Here is an 18468-nt window from a genome sequence, read left to right as displayed (position 1 = left end):
AGATTAGCGTGAGACTCTGATGAAAATCCTTACCTTTGACCTGGAAGATTGGTTCCACTTATTGGAGGTTCCCGGCATTTCCGGTCCAGATACGTGGTCAGAATTCTCTCCTCGCTTTGAACGAAATCTTCGGCGAATTGTTGAAGTACTAGATGAAAGGCAAATAAAGGCTACATTCTACTGCCTGGGTTGGATAGCTGAAAAGTACCCAAAGTTAATTCGAAACTTGGCGGAAAGCGGTCATGAAATCGGATGTCATTCATATGAGCATCAGTTGGCTTATACGCAATCTCCTCTGGAATTTCGTGCGGACTTAAAACGGGCTATAGATGCTATTTCAGATGCTACTGGCTTAAATGTGGAATCCTATAGGGCGCCAGGTTTTTCAGTTACGAAGGACAATCTCTGGGTTTATGATATTTTGTATGAGGAGGGGATAAGATATGACTCGTCAGTGTTCCCGGCTAGTAGGGCTCATGGTGGTTTGTCTGACCTTACGTTATCGGAGCCATGTATTCTTAATACATTGAATGGCTATAAAATCTTCGAATTGCCTATGTCGGTAGTGAATGTTCTGGGGAGTAATTTTGTTTTTTCTGGGGGGGGTTACTTCCGGATCCTTCCCTCCATATTGCTCAACTCGCTGTTTTCAAGACAGCAATATATTATGACATATTTTCATCCGAGAGATTTCGATCCGGATCAGCCAATTGTACCTAATTTGTCTCGATTTAGACATTTCAAAAGCTATGTTGGACTCTCTGGTTCGACGAAGAAACTAGTCACATTGCTAGATAAGTTTGAGTTCGTAAGTGCCGCTGATGCGATTCGCTCTGTGGATTGGCGATCAGCAAAAACAATCGAATTGGCTGCTTTGTCTAATTAGCCAGTTCTATGTATCAGTTCTACCCATTGCTGCAGTTTGGTCCGTAGCTCGTAGGATTTTGCTTCGATGACTTCGTGTCCAGCCATGGATGGTTGGTCTTTTATTCTTCTAACAATTGATCTTATATCTGCTATAGACGCAGGTGCGAATGTTGGAATCTCATTTCGTTCTACTCCTAAAGCATAGTCATGAAACTTAAAATCGCCACCTATGATTTTCTGCGACAGTGCGAGTCTGGCGTTTGGGATACCGAATGCATCGGCCACTACTAGACCATGGAGACTGGAAGAAAGGATGAGATTGCAACTTGCTATCTCTTTACAAACTAATTCGCATGTCCGCTCTACATCTATGACTTTATAGCCTGGCAGTTTTCTTAAAGCTTTGATTACTCGATCGTTTTTGTCCACGTAATGTGGCACGATGCCGACGTTTTCACTCTTAGTTACCTTATCAACTAGTTGGTGCGCGAGTATGCCAGGGTCTGCTAGCACGACTTCTGCGTCTATGATGCCTGCATATTTCTTGCTCAGTGGTCCGCGAAGAGCCAAAACGTTGCATGGAGGTAGCTTTAAATTTTTTGGTTTCATCAGGCCGGAGCCCCATATCGCCAATCGCTGCCCGCCAGGCAATCTATCTTTGATCTTCCTGAGATAAAATTTCGTACTTGAGTTCCAAAAGTCTAGAATACTACCGATAGCAATCAAATCTGCGGCGGAGGGATTTGTGTGAGTCACTTTTAATCCAGTTAGTTGCTGTACGATTTTGGGTGACAGATCGTCACCAAAGTTGGGCAAGTCTGGTTTGTTGAAATACGATAAGTTGATTTGGCGCATTTATTGAATTAACTCTGTTTCAAACTAGTATCTACATCAAGTAGGCAAGACTGATTAATTCTTCGTATCAAAGATTGTATGAGATTTGATTACTCAGCAGCGCCCAAATGCGTCATCTAGTCTCACAATGTCATCTTCTCCAAGATAGCTTCCACTTTGCACTTCAATTAGTTCGAGCAGGACTTTTCCTGGGTTGGTCAGTCGATGCACTTCTCCAAGTGGAATGTAGATAGATTCGTTTTCACTAAGAATCGAATCTTTCTCCCCGACCCGAACTTGCGCTGTTCCCGATACAACCACCCAATGTTCAGCCCGGTGATGATGCATCTGTAATGAGAGAGAAGCTCCGGGTTTAACTTTAATTCTCTTGACCTGATAGCGGTCTCCGCAGTCAATGCAGTCATAGCTACCCCAAGGGCGATGAACTTCACGATGGAATAGGTGCTCATTTCGATCACCGTTAGCTATCTGGTCGACTGCTTGTTTTACCTGCTGAACGTGATCTTTGTGAGCGACCAATAATGAATTTGGGGTGTCTACTACAATAAGATCATCTACTCCAATGGCCACCAACAGCTTATCCTTATTGTCGTTGTGCAGAAGTGTATTGCTCGATTTAATACTGATCACATCTCCTACCGACGCTGTCGAGGCTTGATCTTTTTCCAGTATCTCCCATATTGCACGCCAGCTGCCTATGTCACTCCAGCCTGCCGCAAGTGGGACCACGCTGACATTTCTGCTTTTTTCCATGACTGCATAGTCGATGGAGTCTGCTGGTGATTGCGCAAAAGCGTCCGCATCAACGCGAATAAAATCCAGATCCTCTTTTGATTTCTCGTAAGCAGATTTACAGCTGTTCAGTATTTCTGGCCTATGTTCATTCAGTGCATTCAAATAAGTCGATGCCTTGAATACAAACATGCCGCTGTTCCAGAGATACCTGCCGCTTTGCAAGTACTTTTCAGCGGCTGGCTGTTTTGGCTTTTCGATAAATTGTTTGACCTTGGCAATCCTGTCGACTGAAGTTGGCTGATTGTTTTCAGCCATTTCGATATAGCCGTAACCGGTTTCTGCATGAGTTGGCACGATCCCAAATGTGATAAGCGTCTCGGCGCTCTCAGCAGCGGAGGCGGCGATATCCAAAGCCAGTTGGAAAGCGTCTTGATCGCGGATGACATGATCTGCTGGAAAGACTGCCAATGTCGCATCTGGGTTTATGTTCTGGGCTTTGAGTGCAGCTAGTGCGATGGCAGGAGCAGTATTCTTAGGCTCAGGTTCCAAAATTATTGCAGCCGGTTTGATACCGATGCTTTGCAGCTGCTCTGCTAGCATAAAACGGTGGTCTTCGTTGCAAACTATAATAGGTGGCAACAAGTGTTGCACTCGCAGCGCAGTCTCCTGTAGCAAGCTATTTTTTCCGCCAGTAAGTCGATGAAACTGTTTCGGGTAGTGCTTACGCGAGAGTGGCCAAAGGCGAGTACCTGAACCACCAGAGAGGATAACCGGAATGACCTGCATGAATTGGGAGAGCTCCTGTTGCTGATTTTGCTTTTATCCGCGTCAGTCTAGCAAGGGCAAATAGGGCGGTCTATAGCCTGAATGGGCTCATCACTCCACCAACTCAATCCGGTTCCACCCAATTCCTTCGTCTGATACGCCCCCATCGGACGCCGCAGTAGCTACTCTAGCGTCGATTAGTTTCAGTCCCCGTGCTCGCAATCCCAACACTGATGGTCACCCTGATTTTCTTGCCTTGGAAATCGACGGTATTGTTTTCGACATCCTGCCGAAGTCTTTTCAAGACCTGTCTGGCACCGCTCCAGAAAGGCCCAGGGCGTCAGTAGTATGCTGAGATCGTCACACGGTACGCTGCCTGTGCAGCTCCTCCATCCGCTTCATCTTGATGATGGAGCCAATGATGATCCAGGTGGTGATTGGTGCAATGATGCCGGGTGCCAAGGTTTCTATGACAAAAAATGACTGGCAGCATCGGCGACTGGCTGATGGCTAGGACGGCGTAGGTGATCAGCTGAAAGGCGACAATACAGAGTAGTGTGACGCCGATTACCCACAGGGTACGGGTACGCTCATCAATGAGCTGAAGTAGGCAAGCGTAGCACTATAGCCCACCCGAAAGGTTTGTCTCAGTTGGGGTTGTCGGTTTCTATGCTGACGGGATCCACTTGCTCAGAATGAGTTCTTTTGAACGTGAAACCCTATTGGTAAACGAGCTTTCCGGCTGTCGCTTTGCGATCCCTATTTTAACCGACTCTGGGCATTACCTCGTGTATGAACCTGCTTGTTCCAGCAGTCCAGGTCCTGGCCTGAATTCAGCTATCGCAATTTCTGCACCACGCGCCTGCCGCGGCGCATTGTCCGGCAGGACGATAGAAAGATTCTCAGGAGGTGTATGACATGGGTGATGCACTGACAGTGCCACTGCGGAAGGTCTGCACCTCGCTTTTCTGCCTGAGCTAGTTTGTTGAAATCACAGCCTGCGTAGGATGCCCTGATAGAGCAGATGAATCTGTTTGACCTACTTAAGGGTGTGACGGTATAAGGTGTATTCCCTGAACAAGATGTAGATGACTAAGTGCTGTATAGAAAAATCCTTAGAAAAGTTCGAACCGTTACACGTAAAACCCAGTTTCAGTTCGCGATCAGACACCAGCTAAACGACAAATGGCAAAGTGATTCTCTATACTTGCCGCTTACTGACCGTCACTTGCCCCTTTTCCATGCCATCCATAAGGCCTGCTGGATAAGTCAGAGAAGCTTTCCCAATATAGTTTCCGGCGAATCCTTCAACGACAAAATCCATTGGCTCAAACTCTTTGGACAGGATATCCGCATGGTTGGGCTGACTGATAAATTGGCACTTAAGCAGCTTGTACATCAGTACCTTGGTCCAGGATATGTGGCGACCACGCTGTCACAGGGCTCGAGTTACCACGATCTCGACGTCACGAACATGCCTGAACAGTTTGTTCTGAAGGCTAACCATGATTCCGGGTCGGTCTATTTTGTCCACAACAAAAATGATTTTCCAGCGAAACGTTATAAGTACTGTCTGGATCGAGCAATTGGCCGCACCTTCGGCATAAGCGGAGGAGAATGGCAATACTGGCCAATTCCTAAAAACGTCTTCGCAGAGGAGATGCTGCCTTTTGTCGATGGTACGCCGCCGCCAGACTTCAAATTTCATTGCTCAAACGGTCAGGTGCTTTGGTTGCAGTATATTTATGACAGGGGGCGGAATACGAAGGAAATCATTACCGACCGTGATGGCAAAGTGATGGGACTAAATTTCGATCAGCACATGATCAGTGTCTTCGAGTTTAAACGCCCCCAAAATTGGCAAGCCCTGCTGGAAGTGGCAGAGACCATGTCGCGCGGGTTTCAGTATGTCCGTGTCGACCTGTATAACCTCCCGGGCCGCATTGTCGTCGGGGAAATGACCTTCTCGCCTCTTAACGGCATGTACCAATCGGAAGGAAATATTGAGTTGGGCAAACTAATTCCTCTGGATCGTACAAAAATCAGGGAGCTGGTCTGCTCTGAATTCCCGGGACCGGCCCGCCGATGGCCCTGGTAGATACCAATTCGCGAAAAAAGTTAAAGCGCGTGCCGGGTTTGCGCGCGTTCTGGCTCTTGCTTGGTCGTGTGCGCATTCATGTTTTATATATGTGGTTGCGTCTATGGCTCCCTTTCGTGATGCGTTTCCCCTTTTTTTCGAGCTTCAGTTCCAGGCCGCATCAACTCCCAACGAAAGTTGTTGTTTCATTAACCAGCCATCCGCCCAGATTCTGGTGCCTGGCTTTGACCCTGCGGTGCCTGTTGCGGCAGACAGTTAAACCAGATCATCTGATTCTTTGGGTCGCCAGGGGTGACAAGCCACAATTGCCAGCCGCTGTGTTCAAACTTCAGGCTTATGGTCTGGATATTCGTTATGTGGACGATCTAGGGTCATACAAGAAGTTAATACCTGCACTGCAGGCATTTGGCTATGACGTGAATCATGTGATTGTTGATGACGACATGTACCAGGCGCCGGACTGGCTTAAATCCCTGCTCCATGACCGGTCTGACAATGAAGTGGTCTGCCACTTTGGTCGCTTGTGGTGTGACACAGAGGGTAGGGTAGTAACGTACCGACAATGGCCTGCAATGGAGCCAGGCGCTGTTTCCGACCGTGGTTTTCTCATTGGCCATGGCGGCGTCTGGTTCCCGCCGGGAAGCCTGGGGCCGGAGGCCTGTGATTATGAGCTGGCACGTGAGCTTTGCCCGTTGCAGGACGATGTGTGGTTTACCTGGCATGCACTGATGCGTGGCTATTCTATTCGTCGCACGCAGAGATCAACAAAACGTTTCAGCTGGCCCGGCGCCGATGCCAACGGAGTTGCACTGTCGGACCGAAACAATCCTCTGGATGGGGGTAACGACCTGGCGGTTAAGAGAATGCTGGCTCATTATGGATCGCCGCGTGTTGAGTATAAAAAGACCAGCGAGGGTATTGCTAAGTGATGCAATACGACTGTTATGCACCAATCGCTAGCAGATATGGGGCGGATGGCTGTAGCGTAATTGCCAGTACGAACGATTGCACTCGTCCTCAAAGCTAAACGTTAGGGCTGACTCAAAGCTTTCCTTGGTAATCAATCCGCTCTTGCTCAACAGAAAGAAATGATGGTAGCCACCGCTGTACTGCACTGCGTATGCAAAAAAGTCTTCAGGGTGATTCAGATAATATGAAATTGCGGCAAGTGGCGAGCGAACAACCGAGTCACGGATTTCAGACCATGCAGGATCTTCTTTAGTCATGCTCTGCCTGACCTGCTGAGCGCTAAGTTCACAAAAGTCCTGTTGGCAATAAGGACCAAAATCAGCGTTACCAGCGATGTGCACAAATATCAGGTCTGCGCGAAGAGCTGCAATAGCGTCAGGTGTCGCCAACTCATGGGCAAACTCTGCAGTATTGAGTCCTATCAAATCGTATTTCTGGCCCGGTAGCCAATAGGCGAATCTACCGGCCTCCGTTAACGCCAGCCTGGAATTGGGAGGGGTGTGGCGTGCTAGATAGTAAGGAAACGTGTTGATGTATTGAAACGCTCGCAGATTTGCCGCTCTGCTGACAGTCGCCTTGAAGGATTGATTGGTGGCTAGAATTAACAGTAACAGAACAAGTGCGGTTGACATCAGGATTGCTATTGGAAAGCGAGAAAGCCCAGGCGCAAAGTCCCGCCGGATTAGCGAATCCAGGAATATGGCACACCACAGAATCAATACAGTAGTTGCAGGTGCCTGGAAACGATCTGCAATGTTCTGGGACTGAGTAGCGAACAGCAATGCGAACAGAAGGGCACCGATGGGCAACGAGGCGAGTAACAATCGCCATCGCTGCCGCATGACCACGAAAGCTATTAAGGCAATGACGCCGATATAAAAGTTGTGACGAGCCCAGCCTATGTGCCCGCGCAAGCCCGGCAATGATTGTGCGTCTGCGCTTTTGACGATTAGGGGAAGGGGTAACCACTGATCAAAATAAATGACTCTCCAGGCAAAATAGAATGCGCCAATACACAAGCAGATGGCGGATACTTTCAGGAAGGGTTCTATCTGCTTATGGCGGCAGGCAATGAAAAAGCCAATGAGAGTGGCTGTCACACCGATGATGGCTCCATCGGGCCTGGTGAGCGCAACTACAATACTGATCACCGGTATCCAGACAAGGTGTCTGCTGTCTTGAATGTAAAGCAGCCAGAACAGCAGAGCGATTGCGCCACAATAAAAACCGGCACTGAAGCCGGACAATGATGACTGAGCTATTTGTGATGTTACGATCAGCGCAATCAGTAATGTTGCGCTCACATGGTAATGCCAATGAGCGCTGTCCTGGCTCAATAGCCGTGTCGCAACGCAGGTAATTGCTATTAGGCCGATACCATTGAGAAGATGAGCGAATGAGGCGGCGTCAACTCCGATAAATTCGCCAAGTGCCAGCAAGAGCATCCACAAAAAGTCGGTCGCACCCTCAGCGGCGGGTCCCCCGATGAAGTAGCTGATGCCGTGGCCGTCAGCGAGATTACGGGCATAGATATTGAGGATGTAGGCATCCTCGTGCGGGTGCCCAGTCAGCATCAGCCAGACTGCACAAGCAATGTAGATTAAGAAAACCAATGCTGGAGCCACCAGCTGAGACTTATTCATAGCAGGCCATTTACACTCTGCCTATTCAGTGTCTGCCAAAAATTAATGACGAAATTGCTCCAACACGTCCGCATTCATTTGGATAATTGAATGCTGACTCATTGCGCTGTTGCTGTGAGTCGCTGCAATAGCGCCTTAAAAACACAGTTATTGTGGCTTAGTTCTTCATACGTACCTTCACCCACAAGCCGCCCATGATCCATCACATAAATCGTATCGCAGTGCTGCACGGTGCTTAACCGGTGAGCGATTATGATGACAGTTTTTTGCTGCTTCAGGTCAGCGATGGCGTCCATAATATGGCGCTCACTGATGTTGTCCAGCGCACTGGTGGCTTCGTCGAGCACTATCACAGCAGGGTCGTGATACAGCGCTCGAGCGATGCCGATCCGTTGGCGCTGCCCGCCGGATAGTTGTACACCCCGCTCACCGACCAAGGTGTCGAGCCCGTCTGGTAGCTGATTAACAAAGTCTTGAATTTGGGCCAGACTGACTGCGTGTCGCAGTCGCTGCTCGTCAATGTCGTCTGCATCCAGCCCTAATGTAACATTGTCGCGGATGCTGGCATCGGCCAGGTAGATGAATTGGGGCACGTAGCCGATACTGTTTTGCCAATTGCGGCGATTGAGGTCGGTGATCGTCTGGCCATCTATTTTTAATGTTCCGCTATCGGGCGGCAGCAATCCCAGGATCATGTCGACACAGGTGGTTTTCCCAGCGCCTGACGAACCGACAAATGCCACGGAATGATTAACCGGTATGGTTAATGAAACGCCCTGCAACGCAGCTTGTGTTTTGCCTGGGTAGGTCAGGCTGACCTGTTCCAGAGTGATCTCACTTTTTGGCGTCAGTGCTTCGCCCTTACAAGAAATGGATATCGTTGATTGCTGCGAAATCTCCAGATCTTTTCTGATGGCATGAAACGCCGGCAGGTTGCTGCGGATCTGCGCCATGCTGGCATAGATCTGCTGAAAAGCAGGTAGTAGTTTAAAGCCTGCCAGCGCATAGAGAGATAGCAGTGGCAGCAGGGTGCTGCTGTCACCGTTTTCGACACGCAGCAAATACAGCACCAGCATGATGACGGCGCCAAAGGCGGTCAGTTCAACCAGATAACGCGGGATTTGCGCCAGCGCGTTCATGTGTCCCTGATGACGCGCCAGGTTATGAGCGCTTTTTTTGTAGTCGTTGATAAAGCGTGGTTGCCGCCCCAGCAGCATCAATTCTTTGATGGCGCCGAATCCCTCTGTCATCAAACGATAACGTCGCCTGCCCGAGGCGCTGGCCTGCTCGCCGAGTCGTGTTAGCCGCCGACGTACGGTCATGAAAAGCATTGCGTAAATCAGCAAGAAGGCGACTGCACCGATGCTGGCTGCGACAGGATTGATAAGAAAGACTGTGAGCAGAAGCAGGCTGGCAGTGACCAATCGGGCATTCATCTGTAACAATGGGTTGATGACCTGCGACATCACACGATGACACTCACCGGCAATGTTATTGGTCAATGCTGCGCTGTGATGCGTGGAATGAAACAGCCAGGGTTGCAACAGGTAATGTTGATACAGCCTGATGCTGAGGTCAGCGCCCAGCCGCTGGCCAGTATGGATTATATGCCAGGTGGTAACGATGCTGGTCACGCTGCTAAGTGCCAACAGCCCAAACACACCCATGCCAGACCAGAACAGGAATGTTTCCACTGAAGCGGCGCCGCTGGCCTGGTAAATCTGAGCCAGCAATGAGTCGCTACTGAGCGCATTCGGATTGCTGACCATGCTCATAAAGGGCAGTATTGAGGCAACACCGATCACTTCCATGAGTGCCATGAGTAGAATTAGCCACTGCAGTTTGATGATCTGTCGGCGCTGGTCAGCGCTTAGCAGAGACCAAAGGTGCCGGATGTCCTGCGACATGCTCACAGTTTGGCCTTGAGCGATTGAACAAGCGGCATTGTGCGTACACGATCGTACAGACCAGTGGCTTTTAACAGTGGCACCGGCCACATGATCAGTCTGCGCTGCCAGCCACCGCGATCCAACCGAATGTGTTCGAACAGACCCTCTGCCTGGGCAATACGAAAGCCCTGAGTTTCCCACCAGGGTTGAATGACACGCTCTGGCCAAGTGATGTCATGAGGGTCATTGGCCGTAAAATAATCGCCCAATGTCTCCAGTAACCAGTCGCGTCGATACAGCGCCGGATTATCGGTGTAGTTCATATAACGCGCGGTAGTCTGCAGAAAGTTTGGTTTGGCCGCATTGCGCAGAATCTTGTCTGGATAGGCTTGTTCGGGGTTCTCCATCCAATAGAGTGAGTTGAACAGATGACTCTGCCAGCGTTCCTCATTGCCTCGCACATTGTCGGTCGCCCAGTTGGGCTCACCAGGACGGCTGCGGCTTCGATAGAGCACAACATCAATCTCGTGCTGGCTGAGCAGTTCAATGCCATCGGTCAGTTCTGATGGATTATTGTTTACGTCGTGAATCAGTTGAAAGTCATTCTGCAGGTAAAGGATATAGGGATGGCGTGCTCTCTCCGCCAGGAATCGATAGGCGGCACCGATGCCAATGTTTTTGCCTGATCCGTAGTATTGCAGTCCGTATTGCTCTGCAATTTTGATATCTTTTTTTGATATCTGCTGAAAGTAGATCAACTTGTCATCTGTGATATTCAGCAAGCCGTTTCTCCGGTAGCTTTCCAACGTGGCTTTCAGCGTTTGGTGAGATTGCCAGCTTAGTAATAGGAGAGATATCGGAATCATGCAGCACCTGTGACAGGCTGGTTTAGGGAGTCCTGTTTCAGAAAATCGTTTTGTATCAAATAGGGTATGCCCTTGTTGGCAAAGTCCAAACGCGACAGGCGACTATCGTTGACGTAGTGATGACTGCGAGTGTTTGCGGTCAGGGGCTGTTGCCTGGAAATCTGATAGGTGTCGGGCAGACGTCGCATGGTTGCGCCCAGCCTGGCAAAGAGTGCCCCCCAAACCGTCTGCTCGAGCCAGATGGAACGTGGGCAGGGCTCTCGTTGGTAGTACGCGTTCAGGCACTGATCCACATAGTCCAGATTGTACAGTTGCCCATCGGGCAGGTAGAACAGGCCGACATTGACGCGCGCGATGCCTTCTGTGTCCAGCACGGCCGGCCATCGATCGACGGGCCAGGTGTAGGCGTCCTGCCAGTCACTCATAAAAAAACCCTTTCCCTCTTGCATGGCCTGCATCATTTCAATCGGTTGTCGGAAGAAAAGTACATCAGCATCCAGGACCATGAATGGTCGCCCACCAGAGTAGTGTGCAAAATCAAGGAGTTTAATTGCGGGCCAGGAGTAGTCCGTAATGCGATATCGAAAGGCGGCTGGGTGTGAGGATAGCGCCCTCGACATGTCATCGTGAGCCTGCTGAAAACCAATGATGCGTGCTTCGGGAAAGTGTTGCAGCAGGTGCTGCCGATCTTTGTCAGTTAATGTACCGTCGTCGTGAATGACGAGCCAGGGGCGCAGACCACTGTAATAAAAAAAACTGCGCAGTGTCCAGAGCCCATTAATCACGTCTTTGGCACAAAGCAGGATATGCAGGTCGAAACTGTCTTTGTCCAGCCCGGTTATTGGTGGCAGTTGCATGATTTTGTTAACCTGGGCATTACGCCGCCATCGAGTCCATTGTGTTAGACCGCGCCGCGTTAATGCTTTGAAGACAGGCCAGGGGTGTCTCAGGTGTCTGGTGTTGAATCGCGGTGTCCGCGCGCTGAACAGGGCGGCAACGTGAGTCTGCTGAATCAGGGTCGTATCGCATTGCTCAGGGTAACGATAGGAGAGCACCGTAAGAATACACTCCTCCGTGCCAAGATAGCCTTCGTTTAGAGATTCGGCGAGGAGTTCATCAAAGTGACGCGCCATCTTCTTAATTGTGTCCGCTCCGCCACCGAAAATGCCTCCTCTGCAGCAGCGGTCGACAAAATCGGTGCCACAGTAGTTTGCCAGCGCATGTCGTTCGAAGCCGTGCACTTCGGTGTTTTTTTCGTAGGGTTTTGCGAGCATTCGCAGTTTGGCCGGATCACGGATGAATTGCCGGAAGAAGTCCTCGCACACCATGCCCCGTTCACCGGTATAAAGGTGCATATGAATACCAGCGTCGATCCAGATGAATTGGTCGTTGGCGCCGCCCTCATTCGCGGCGTCGGCCAGCCATTTTATCTTTGAGTTAACGAGAGGGATGTACGTATCCAGCTCTGCCATGGGTGAATATCGAAGCCAGTCAGCCTGGCACAGCCAGCGCTTTGACTGGCGGATACGCTGAATCTGGTCTGCCCCGGCAGACTGACGGAGGTATTCCTGATCAATTGCAATCAGTGTCGTCGGTTTACCCTGGCGCCACTTGAGGATTTTTGCGTGCAGCGGCGTCTCTGCGTATATGCGAAATGGCAGATCAAGTTGGCATAGACGTTTCAGGCTGTTCTCGTAGTCTGACCAGCGCCGCCGAAATTGTGGGTGAGATTTATTGCGTCCGATGTCCAGTAAGGCTGTAACGAGAATGGGCTGGGGCATGGCAATGTAGGATGTTCCGCTTTGTCATCTGGACTGAGAGTCAGTTTAGCAAGCGGCGGTCGATTGTGCATTAGTCGTGTTATCCCCGACCCGATACCTCAAACCATCGCCAGCCACACTGGAATAACCACAAACGCCAGCAGTGTCTGCGCGCTGATGATATTGGCCATCATGGGCGCATTGCCGCCCAGCTGTCGGGCCAAAATGTAAGCGGAGGTGGCGGTGGGCAGGCAGGCCAGCAGGAGCAGAACCTGCTGGCTCAGCAGATCCAATTGCCACCAGGTCGCCAGGCCCAGCATCAGTCCTGGCATTACCACAAACTTGAACATACTGGAGCAGGCAATAATAGGCCAGTCCTGTTTGACCGTGGTCAGGCTAAGGGCAACGCCTACTGCCAACAAGCCGAGGGGCAGGGCAGTGCTGCCCAGTGTTGCCAGCAGGGTTTCGATCCAGCTACCCATCAGGCCCAGTCCACTCAGGTTAAGTGCCACGCCCAGCAGGCAGGCTACAATCAGGGGGTTGCTCAGTATTCCGCTAAGCACTTGTGCTGGCGATTTGCCCGGGCCGTCGGTGGCCAGCGAAAAACAGATGACGCTTAATACGTTGACCAGGGGGATCATGATGCTGACAGCGATTGCGGCAATTACCAGTCCGGCATCGCCAAACAGCGCACTGGCAACGGCCAGGCCGATGTAGGTGTTGAATCGGATGGCACCCTGGAACAAGGACGTGAAATCGGCAGCATTGTCACTGGCCCAGGGTTTTATCAACCAGGTGAGCGCGCTGGTCAGCAGCAGAGCGGTGCAAATCACCAGCGCAAAACGCCCGAAGTCGGCATCGCTAAAATCCGCCAAAGCCAGGCGGTGAACCAGCAGGGCGGGGAAGGCAATGTAGTAGGTCAGGCGTTCTATGCCCGGCCAGAACTCGGCGCCAGGAAAGTTGATCCGGCGCAGCAGCGCGCCGAATAGTATCAGCAGGAATACGGGGCCCAGAGCGTTGGCAATCATGGCTGCATCATGAGGCTTGATTGCGCATTGAGCAAGGCTTTGACGAGTGCAGACGGGCGAATCTGTTTTTATGACACGCCATTTTCTCTATAGGACAACGCCAGACGCCGCTGCCGGCTTCTAACTAACCGCTGCCCATACGTCACCACTCCCGTCACCGAAAGCCCTGCCAGCACCAGCGCCGTCACCAGCCCCAGCACGCGATATAACTCACTGCCAGTCTTGGCCGCATGCAGCGGGTAGATCATATTGGTCAACCGTTCGCCGGGCGGCATGGCGCAGGCGTCTTTAACCGCAACAATCTCACCGCTGCGTGCATCTGTGTAAACAAAACTCAGGCCGTTGGGGTGCAGTTCGCATTCGCGCTTCAGGCGGAACCGGTGAAAACCCTGTGGCAGGGCGTCGGCGTAGTAGAACATCAATCGGGCATCAGGCAGAGCCTGCTGCACGCGGGCGATTGTATCGGCGCTTGGCAATGGACGTGCCGGGTCGGTAATGTCCACCAGTGTACCGGGGGGGAGCACAATCTGGGGAACCGGGTCGCCGAACAGAGCATTCATGCCTTTTTGCACGCTGGTGTAGAACACCATGGCGCTGCCGCTGAGGACAAACAGTAACAGCAGGGGGCTGAGCAGCGTGCCGGCGTCACGATGCCAGGCCAGCAGGCTGGCACGCGAGGTGTCACGTGGCCACAGGCGTTTCCAGCGAAACGCCCGGCGAGTTGGCCACCACAGGATCAGGCCGGTGATGGCCATCAGTCCGCCGACAAGACCGATGATGCCTGCGACTATCTCACCGCGATCGCCTGCCATAAGGTGGGCATGAATATCAAACAGAAAACCCATCAGGCGTTGCCGTGGCCGCCACTGATCTATAACGGTCAGTGTCTCGGGGTTGATCAGCGCTTCTTCATGGTCTGGCAAATAAACGTGGTAGGCGGCTAAATCCGGTTCCGGCATTTTCAGGCTGCCCAGCCTGTCGCCGAAAAGGGCGTAGGCTTTGGCGATAGCGGCCGCCTGTTGCTCTGGCGCAGGCACTAGATCCTGGCTGCTGACCTGCGTGTAACGCAGTGCCCAGTAATCATTCTTGTAGATTAAGGCTGCGCCGCTCAAGGCAATCAGAAACAGCGCCAGGGACAGGACCAGTCCGCTGTAAAGGTGAAGTTTTCGAAGCAGTGTCATGGTCTTTGTTCTGATCTTGTTGTAAGTGCGATCGCAAGTATAAATGATAATGATTTGCATTGCACTTAAATGTCGCTCTAGAATACCGGCCACTTTTTATGTCGTGGACCAGGGAGCTGAGTAGACACCATGAACACATCAACCATTAGCAAACAATTAAGCCTGGCTTCGGCCATCGCGACCATCATCGGTGCCTCATGGTCTGGTGCCGCGCTGGCACAGACAGCCGGATCTGCCGTTGACCAGAATGAGGTGGTGGAGCTGATTGTCACCGGCAGCCGCACCCCGGAGCGACTGGATGAAGTGACAGCGTCGGTGACGGTGGTCGACAGCGAAGCCTTGCGACAGGATCTGCAATTGACGGCCGAGCTGCAGAATATTCTGAGTTTTCGGGTGCCGGGTCTGGCGCCAACCACCAACAGCACCAGTAATTTTGGTCAGACGCTGCGTGGCCGGACCACGCTGGTGATGATTGATGGCGTGCCGCAGTCAACGCCGCTGCGAAACGGCGCCCTGGATGTCCGCACCATTGACCCGGCTGCGCTGCAGCGTGTTGAGGTGGTTAAAGGCGCCACGTCTATTTATGGCAATGGTGCGGCCGGTGGCATCATCAATTACATTACACGCGAAGCGGGGGGCGAAGCGTTTAATGTTGAGCTGACTCAGCAGATGAGCGTGAATCAGGTGGAATCGGATGACAGTACCAGCTTCCGCAGCAGCGCTACCGTCGATGGCACACTGGGTCGGTTCAGTTATGTATTCAACGCCACGGTGGATGACAACGGTCTGCAGCGCGATGCCGAGGGCGACATTATTGGCCAGGCGATTTACGGACTGTCCGGTGTGCGCACACAAAGTCTGTTTGGCAAACTTGGCTTTCAGATTGATGCCGAAAAATCCCTCAGCCTGACCGCCAATTATTACGATGCCGAACAGGTGGAGCGGCTGATTGATGTGACCAGCAGCATCAACGACGGGACCAAAACCTACGCCGTTAAACCTGCACCTGGTCAGGCCATTCCTGGTGAGCCACAGGGAGTGGATGGTAATACCAACCTGATGTTGCAGTACCGTGATGCTGAGTTGTTTGCCAATACCAGTCTGACAGTAGATGCCTATACTCAGGAAATCGAGAACGTCTTCTTTTACTCGGCCACCTTTGCGGACCCGGCTGCTGGTTTTAGTGGTGGCAATTCAGTCATCTTGTCCGAGAAAGAAGGGCTGCGCCTGAATCTGGAAAGTGTGTTTGATCTGAATGGGGTCGAGACGACTTTTATTTATGGCGCCGATATTCTGAATGATGTGACCTCACAGCCGCTGGCCGACGGGCGCAGCTGGGTGCCGGAAATGGACATGAGTAATGAGGCATTGTATCTGCAGTCAAAATTTGTCATCGGCGACTGGGTGCTGAAAGCCGGCGTGCGAGATGAAAGTGTCGATATTGATGTGCCTGATTACACCACCTTGCGTATGTGTGGGGCCAATAACGTCTGCCGCGGTGGCAACCCTGTCGAAGGCGGCAAGTTGTCGTACAGCGACACCACTTACAACGCCGGTTTGCGCTATAACGTGAGCCCTGCATTCAGTCCGTTTGTCAGTTACTCGCAGGGTTTTGACGTTTCCGATCTGGGCCTGTTGCTGCGCGCCGCCTCAGTGCCTGACCTGGATCAGGTGCAGACTGAAGCCTCGGTTATCGACCACTATGAACTGGGTGTCTCCGGACGTGTTGGCGCCTTCAACTACGAGTTTGCAATTTACGAAAGTGAATCTGAGCTCGGCACCGCGACCGTCGAAAATCCGCCCGGAAGCGGTCTGTATGTTCCGGTGCGTGCGCCTCAGGAAATCGAGGGCTGGGAGGTTGCACTGGGACTGATGGTGAATGAACACCTGGATCTGGGCACCACTTACACATATGTCGAAGGTCAGGATCCCGATACCGGTGTCTATTTGGACGCGCGCAAGATTTCTCCACCCAAGTTCACGGCCTGGGCCGATTATGATCTGGGTAATGGACTGTCTGCCAGCGCGCAATGGATGAAGGTGATGAACCGCGACCGTTTTGTGCCGGTTGACATGGCCACGGGCCGTTACACCGGTGCCGAAGCACCAGTAGAGGGTTATGACGTCTTTAATCTTAGCGCACGCTACGGGCGCGATAGCTGGCGTGCCTCGCTGGGTATCGAGAACCTGTTCAACGAAGCCTACTTCCCCGCACGTGCCCAGGCCTTTACCTACTCTGGCTACAACACCATGGGGGTCGGCCGCACGATCAAGGCGGGACTGACAGTCGAGTTCTGATCTTTGCGAGTCTGGACACTACACGTTCTGGCCTGTGGAGCAGGGACTGCTCCGTGATAGACTCGTGCCATTGTGGCGCCTCTGCAGAATAGACAAAGAGGCGATCAATGGCACGGGGATATCAATATGAAGAATAATAATCGTTTCTTGAGCACCGCGCTGATGTCGTGCGTCCTCTCGCTCGTTGTTGGCAGCCAGGCAGTGGCCCAGCCGGCTCCGGTGGCAGAAAGGCGGCCCGGTATGCTGGTGGGTTATCTGGCGCCAGAAGAATTGCCGCATGCCCTGAGTATCATTCCACCGGCGCCCGAGTCGGAGTCTGCTGCGTCTGCCTGGGAACAGGCTGTTAATCAGAACATGCTGGTATTGCGGGGCTCTCCTCGCTGGGATCTGGCCACCCTGGATAACGATCTGAGTTTCCCCAACGCAGCCGGCACCTTCTCCTGCGCTCTGGATATGCCCGTCAATGAGCAGGATACCCCGTATCTCTACCAGTTGCTGAGACGGACCTTGCCCGATGCCGGACTGGCAACCTACAGCGCCAAGGATCACTATCAGCGCACCCGTCCATTTGTCGTTAACGGTCAGCCTATTTGTGCAGAAGGACAGGAGGAACGCCTGGCCAGTGATGGGTCCTATCCCTCAGGCCATACCGCCATCGGCTGGGCCTGGGCACTCATCCTGAGCGAGCTTGCCCCGGAGCGAGGAGATGCCATTCTGCAGCGTGGCCTGGCCTTTGGTGAGAGCCGCATGGTGTGTAATGTGCACTGGCCCATGGATGTGATCCAGGGGCAGATAGTTGGTGCAGCCACAGTAGCCCGTCTGCATGCCAATGCAAGCTTCCGCGAGGACATGGCCGGAGCGGCGCGTGAAATCGAGCAGTTCAGCGGTAATGGCCTGGGCACCAACCGTGACTGTGCGGTAGAGGCAGCGGCGCTGCAGATTGAGGTTAAACGCTGAGATGAGCAACAAAATCCATCACTGGCTTAACCTGTCCACCAGTCTGGCGGTGATTCTGGGTATGGTCTTCCTGGCCTTTGAGATCCGTCAGAACACCGAGATGATGCGCTCACAGACGCGCGATTCCATCTCCGAAAAACAGATGATGTTCTCCGAATGGGTGGCTACCGAAATTGATCTGGCGGCGGCGATTGCCAAGGCCAATGCCGGTGAGCCCTTGGCACCGGACGAGGGGGTGATGTACGCCTATTTTCTGGCCGGGGTATGGCGCGAGTGGGAGAATTCCTATTACCAGTTTCAGCGTGAGCTGTTTGATCGTGATGAGTTTGAGCCGCGGTTGCAGCGCTGGCGTGCCAGTATGCGAACCGACCTTGCGCGGGTGAACTGGCTGGCGACTCGGCAAAACTATGCCCCGGCATTCCGGGCGGTGGTGGATGAGATTGTTGCCGAATATCCGGTGCCTGATGAATTACGTGACGATCGGGTTGATGAGACGGCGGTGCCATAAGGCTTAAAGTGCAAACTGTCACGAATCCGCGCTAAACTGTCAGGCTTTA

General features: G+C 52.2%; 14 protein-coding genes. 6 read left to right on the top strand and 8 right to left on the bottom strand.

Going from position 1 to position 18468, the window contains the following annotated elements; translation table 11 throughout:
• Positions 1–19: 19 nt before the first annotated feature.
• The gene (locus LVD14_RS12020; protein ID WP_237134309.1) at positions 20–886 is read left to right on the top strand and encodes a polysaccharide deacetylase family protein; all 867 of its coding nucleotides are present in this window, start codon (positions 20–22) and stop codon (positions 884–886) included.
• On the opposite strand, the gene LVD14_RS12015 is transcribed toward LVD14_RS12020, so the two are convergent.
• Together LVD14_RS12015 and LVD14_RS12010 are read right to left on the bottom strand one after the other, a co-directional pair.
• Positions 883–1722 carry a polysaccharide pyruvyl transferase family protein gene (locus LVD14_RS12015; protein ID WP_237134308.1) on the bottom strand — a complete coding sequence of 280 codons (840 nt, stop codon included), beginning with the start codon at positions 1720–1722 and terminating at the stop codon, positions 883–885. The two genes, LVD14_RS12020 and LVD14_RS12015, sit on opposite strands and share 4 nt — an antisense overlap.
• A 93-nt stretch (positions 1723–1815) precedes the next feature.
• On the bottom strand, positions 1816–3243 hold the full coding sequence (locus LVD14_RS12010) for a mannose-1-phosphate guanylyltransferase/mannose-6-phosphate isomerase (RefSeq protein WP_237134307.1): 1428 nt from the start codon (positions 3241–3243) through the stop codon (positions 1816–1818).
• A gap of 1075 nt (positions 3244–4318) precedes the next feature.
• On the opposite strand from LVD14_RS12010, the gene LVD14_RS12005 reads away from it, so the two are divergent.
• Both LVD14_RS12005 and LVD14_RS12000 read left to right on the top strand, forming a co-directional pair.
• Positions 4319–5320: an ATP-grasp fold amidoligase family protein gene (locus LVD14_RS12005; protein WP_317622718.1), complete on the top strand. Its 1002-nt coding sequence runs from the start codon at positions 4319–4321 to the stop codon at positions 5318–5320.
• Positions 5308–6249 (top strand): glycosyltransferase family A protein, encoded by a 942-nt coding sequence (locus LVD14_RS12000; RefSeq protein ID WP_237134305.1) that lies wholly within the window; start codon positions 5308–5310, stop codon positions 6247–6249. The genes LVD14_RS12005 and LVD14_RS12000 overlap by 13 nt, the downstream gene beginning before the upstream one ends.
• A 27-nt stretch (positions 6250–6276) precedes the next feature.
• On the opposite strand, the gene LVD14_RS11995 is transcribed toward LVD14_RS12000, so the two are convergent.
• From LVD14_RS11995 to LVD14_RS11970, 6 genes are all read right to left on the bottom strand, one after another.
• On the bottom strand, positions 6277–7914 hold the full coding sequence (locus LVD14_RS11995; protein ID WP_237134304.1) for a hypothetical protein: 1638 nt from the start codon (positions 7912–7914) through the stop codon (positions 6277–6279).
• Positions 7915–8030: 116 nt separating this feature from the next.
• Entirely contained in the window at positions 8031–9839 is a 1809-nt protein-coding gene (locus LVD14_RS11990) for an ABC transporter ATP-binding protein (RefSeq protein WP_237134671.1), read from the bottom strand.
• A gap of 2 nt (positions 9840–9841) precedes the next feature.
• The gene (locus LVD14_RS11985) at positions 9842–10603 is read right to left on the bottom strand and encodes a hypothetical protein (RefSeq protein ID WP_237134303.1); all 762 of its coding nucleotides are present in this window, start codon (positions 10601–10603) and stop codon (positions 9842–9844) included.
• Positions 10604–10683: 80 nt separating this feature from the next.
• On the bottom strand, positions 10684–12468 hold the full coding sequence (locus LVD14_RS11980) for a WlaTC/HtrL family glycosyltransferase (protein WP_237134302.1): 1785 nt from the start codon (positions 12466–12468) through the stop codon (positions 10684–10686).
• A gap of 98 nt (positions 12469–12566) precedes the next feature.
• On the bottom strand, positions 12567–13475 hold the full coding sequence (locus LVD14_RS11975) for an AEC family transporter (protein WP_237134301.1): 909 nt from the start codon (positions 13473–13475) through the stop codon (positions 12567–12569).
• A 68-nt stretch (positions 13476–13543) separates the two neighbouring features.
• Positions 13544–14656: a PepSY-associated TM helix domain-containing protein gene (locus tag LVD14_RS11970; protein ID WP_237134300.1), complete on the bottom strand. Its 1113-nt coding sequence runs from the start codon at positions 14654–14656 to the stop codon at positions 13544–13546.
• Positions 14657–14785: 129 nt separating this feature from the next.
• Here LVD14_RS11970 and LVD14_RS11965 point away from each other — a divergent pair, with 129 nt between their 5' ends.
• From LVD14_RS11965 to LVD14_RS11955, 3 genes are all read left to right on the top strand, one after another.
• On the top strand, positions 14786–16954 hold the full coding sequence (locus LVD14_RS11965) for a TonB-dependent receptor (RefSeq protein ID WP_237134299.1): 2169 nt from the start codon (positions 14786–14788) through the stop codon (positions 16952–16954).
• 126 nt (positions 16955–17080) lie between these two features.
• Positions 17081–17911 carry an acid phosphatase gene (locus LVD14_RS11960; protein ID WP_237134298.1) on the top strand — a complete coding sequence of 277 codons (831 nt, stop codon included), beginning with the start codon at positions 17081–17083 and terminating at the stop codon, positions 17909–17911.
• Position 17912: 1 nt separating this feature from the next.
• Positions 17913–18419 (top strand): hypothetical protein, encoded by a 507-nt coding sequence (locus LVD14_RS11955; protein ID WP_237134297.1) that lies wholly within the window; start codon positions 17913–17915, stop codon positions 18417–18419.
• Positions 18420–18468: the final 49 nt, after the last annotated feature.

Source organism: Pseudohongiella sp. O18 (assembly GCF_021729085.1).
Lineage (GTDB): Bacteria > Pseudomonadota > Gammaproteobacteria > Pseudomonadales > Pseudohongiellaceae > Pseudohongiella.
Note: the sequence above shows the minus strand (reverse complement) of the source record. Positions and strands in the feature narration are given on the sequence as shown.

What these genes read in the sequence shown, in the direction of transcription:
- LVD14_RS12020 (WP_237134309.1), top strand. Translation starts at nt 20, where the DNA reads ATGAAAATCCTTACCTTTGACCTGGAAGATTGGTTCCACTTATTGGAG.
- LVD14_RS12015 (WP_237134308.1), bottom strand. Translation starts at nt 1,722, where the DNA reads ATGCGCCAAATCAACTTATCGTATTTCAACAAACCAGACTTGCCCAAC.
- LVD14_RS12010 (WP_237134307.1), bottom strand. Translation starts at nt 3,243, where the DNA reads ATGCAGGTCATTCCGGTTATCCTCTCTGGTGGTTCAGGTACTCGCCTT.
- LVD14_RS12000 (WP_237134305.1), top strand. Translation starts at nt 5,308, where the DNA reads ATGGCCCTGGTAGATACCAATTCGCGAAAAAAGTTAAAGCGCGTGCCG.
- LVD14_RS11990 (WP_237134671.1), bottom strand. Translation starts at nt 9,839, where the DNA reads ATGTCGCAGGACATCCGGCACCTTTGGTCTCTGCTAAGCGCTGACCAG.
- LVD14_RS11980 (WP_237134302.1), bottom strand. Translation starts at nt 12,468, where the DNA reads ATGCCCCAGCCCATTCTCGTTACAGCCTTACTGGACATCGGACGCAAT.
- LVD14_RS11975 (WP_237134301.1), bottom strand. Translation starts at nt 13,475, where the DNA reads ATGATTGCCAACGCTCTGGGCCCCGTATTCCTGCTGATACTATTCGGC.
- LVD14_RS11970 (WP_237134300.1), bottom strand. Translation starts at nt 14,656, where the DNA reads ATGACACTGCTTCGAAAACTTCACCTTTACAGCGGACTGGTCCTGTCC.
- LVD14_RS11965 (WP_237134299.1), top strand. Translation starts at nt 14,786, where the DNA reads ATGAACACATCAACCATTAGCAAACAATTAAGCCTGGCTTCGGCCATC.
- LVD14_RS11960 (WP_237134298.1), top strand. Translation starts at nt 17,081, where the DNA reads ATGAAGAATAATAATCGTTTCTTGAGCACCGCGCTGATGTCGTGCGTC.
- LVD14_RS11955 (WP_237134297.1), top strand. Translation starts at nt 17,913, where the DNA reads ATGAGCAACAAAATCCATCACTGGCTTAACCTGTCCACCAGTCTGGCG.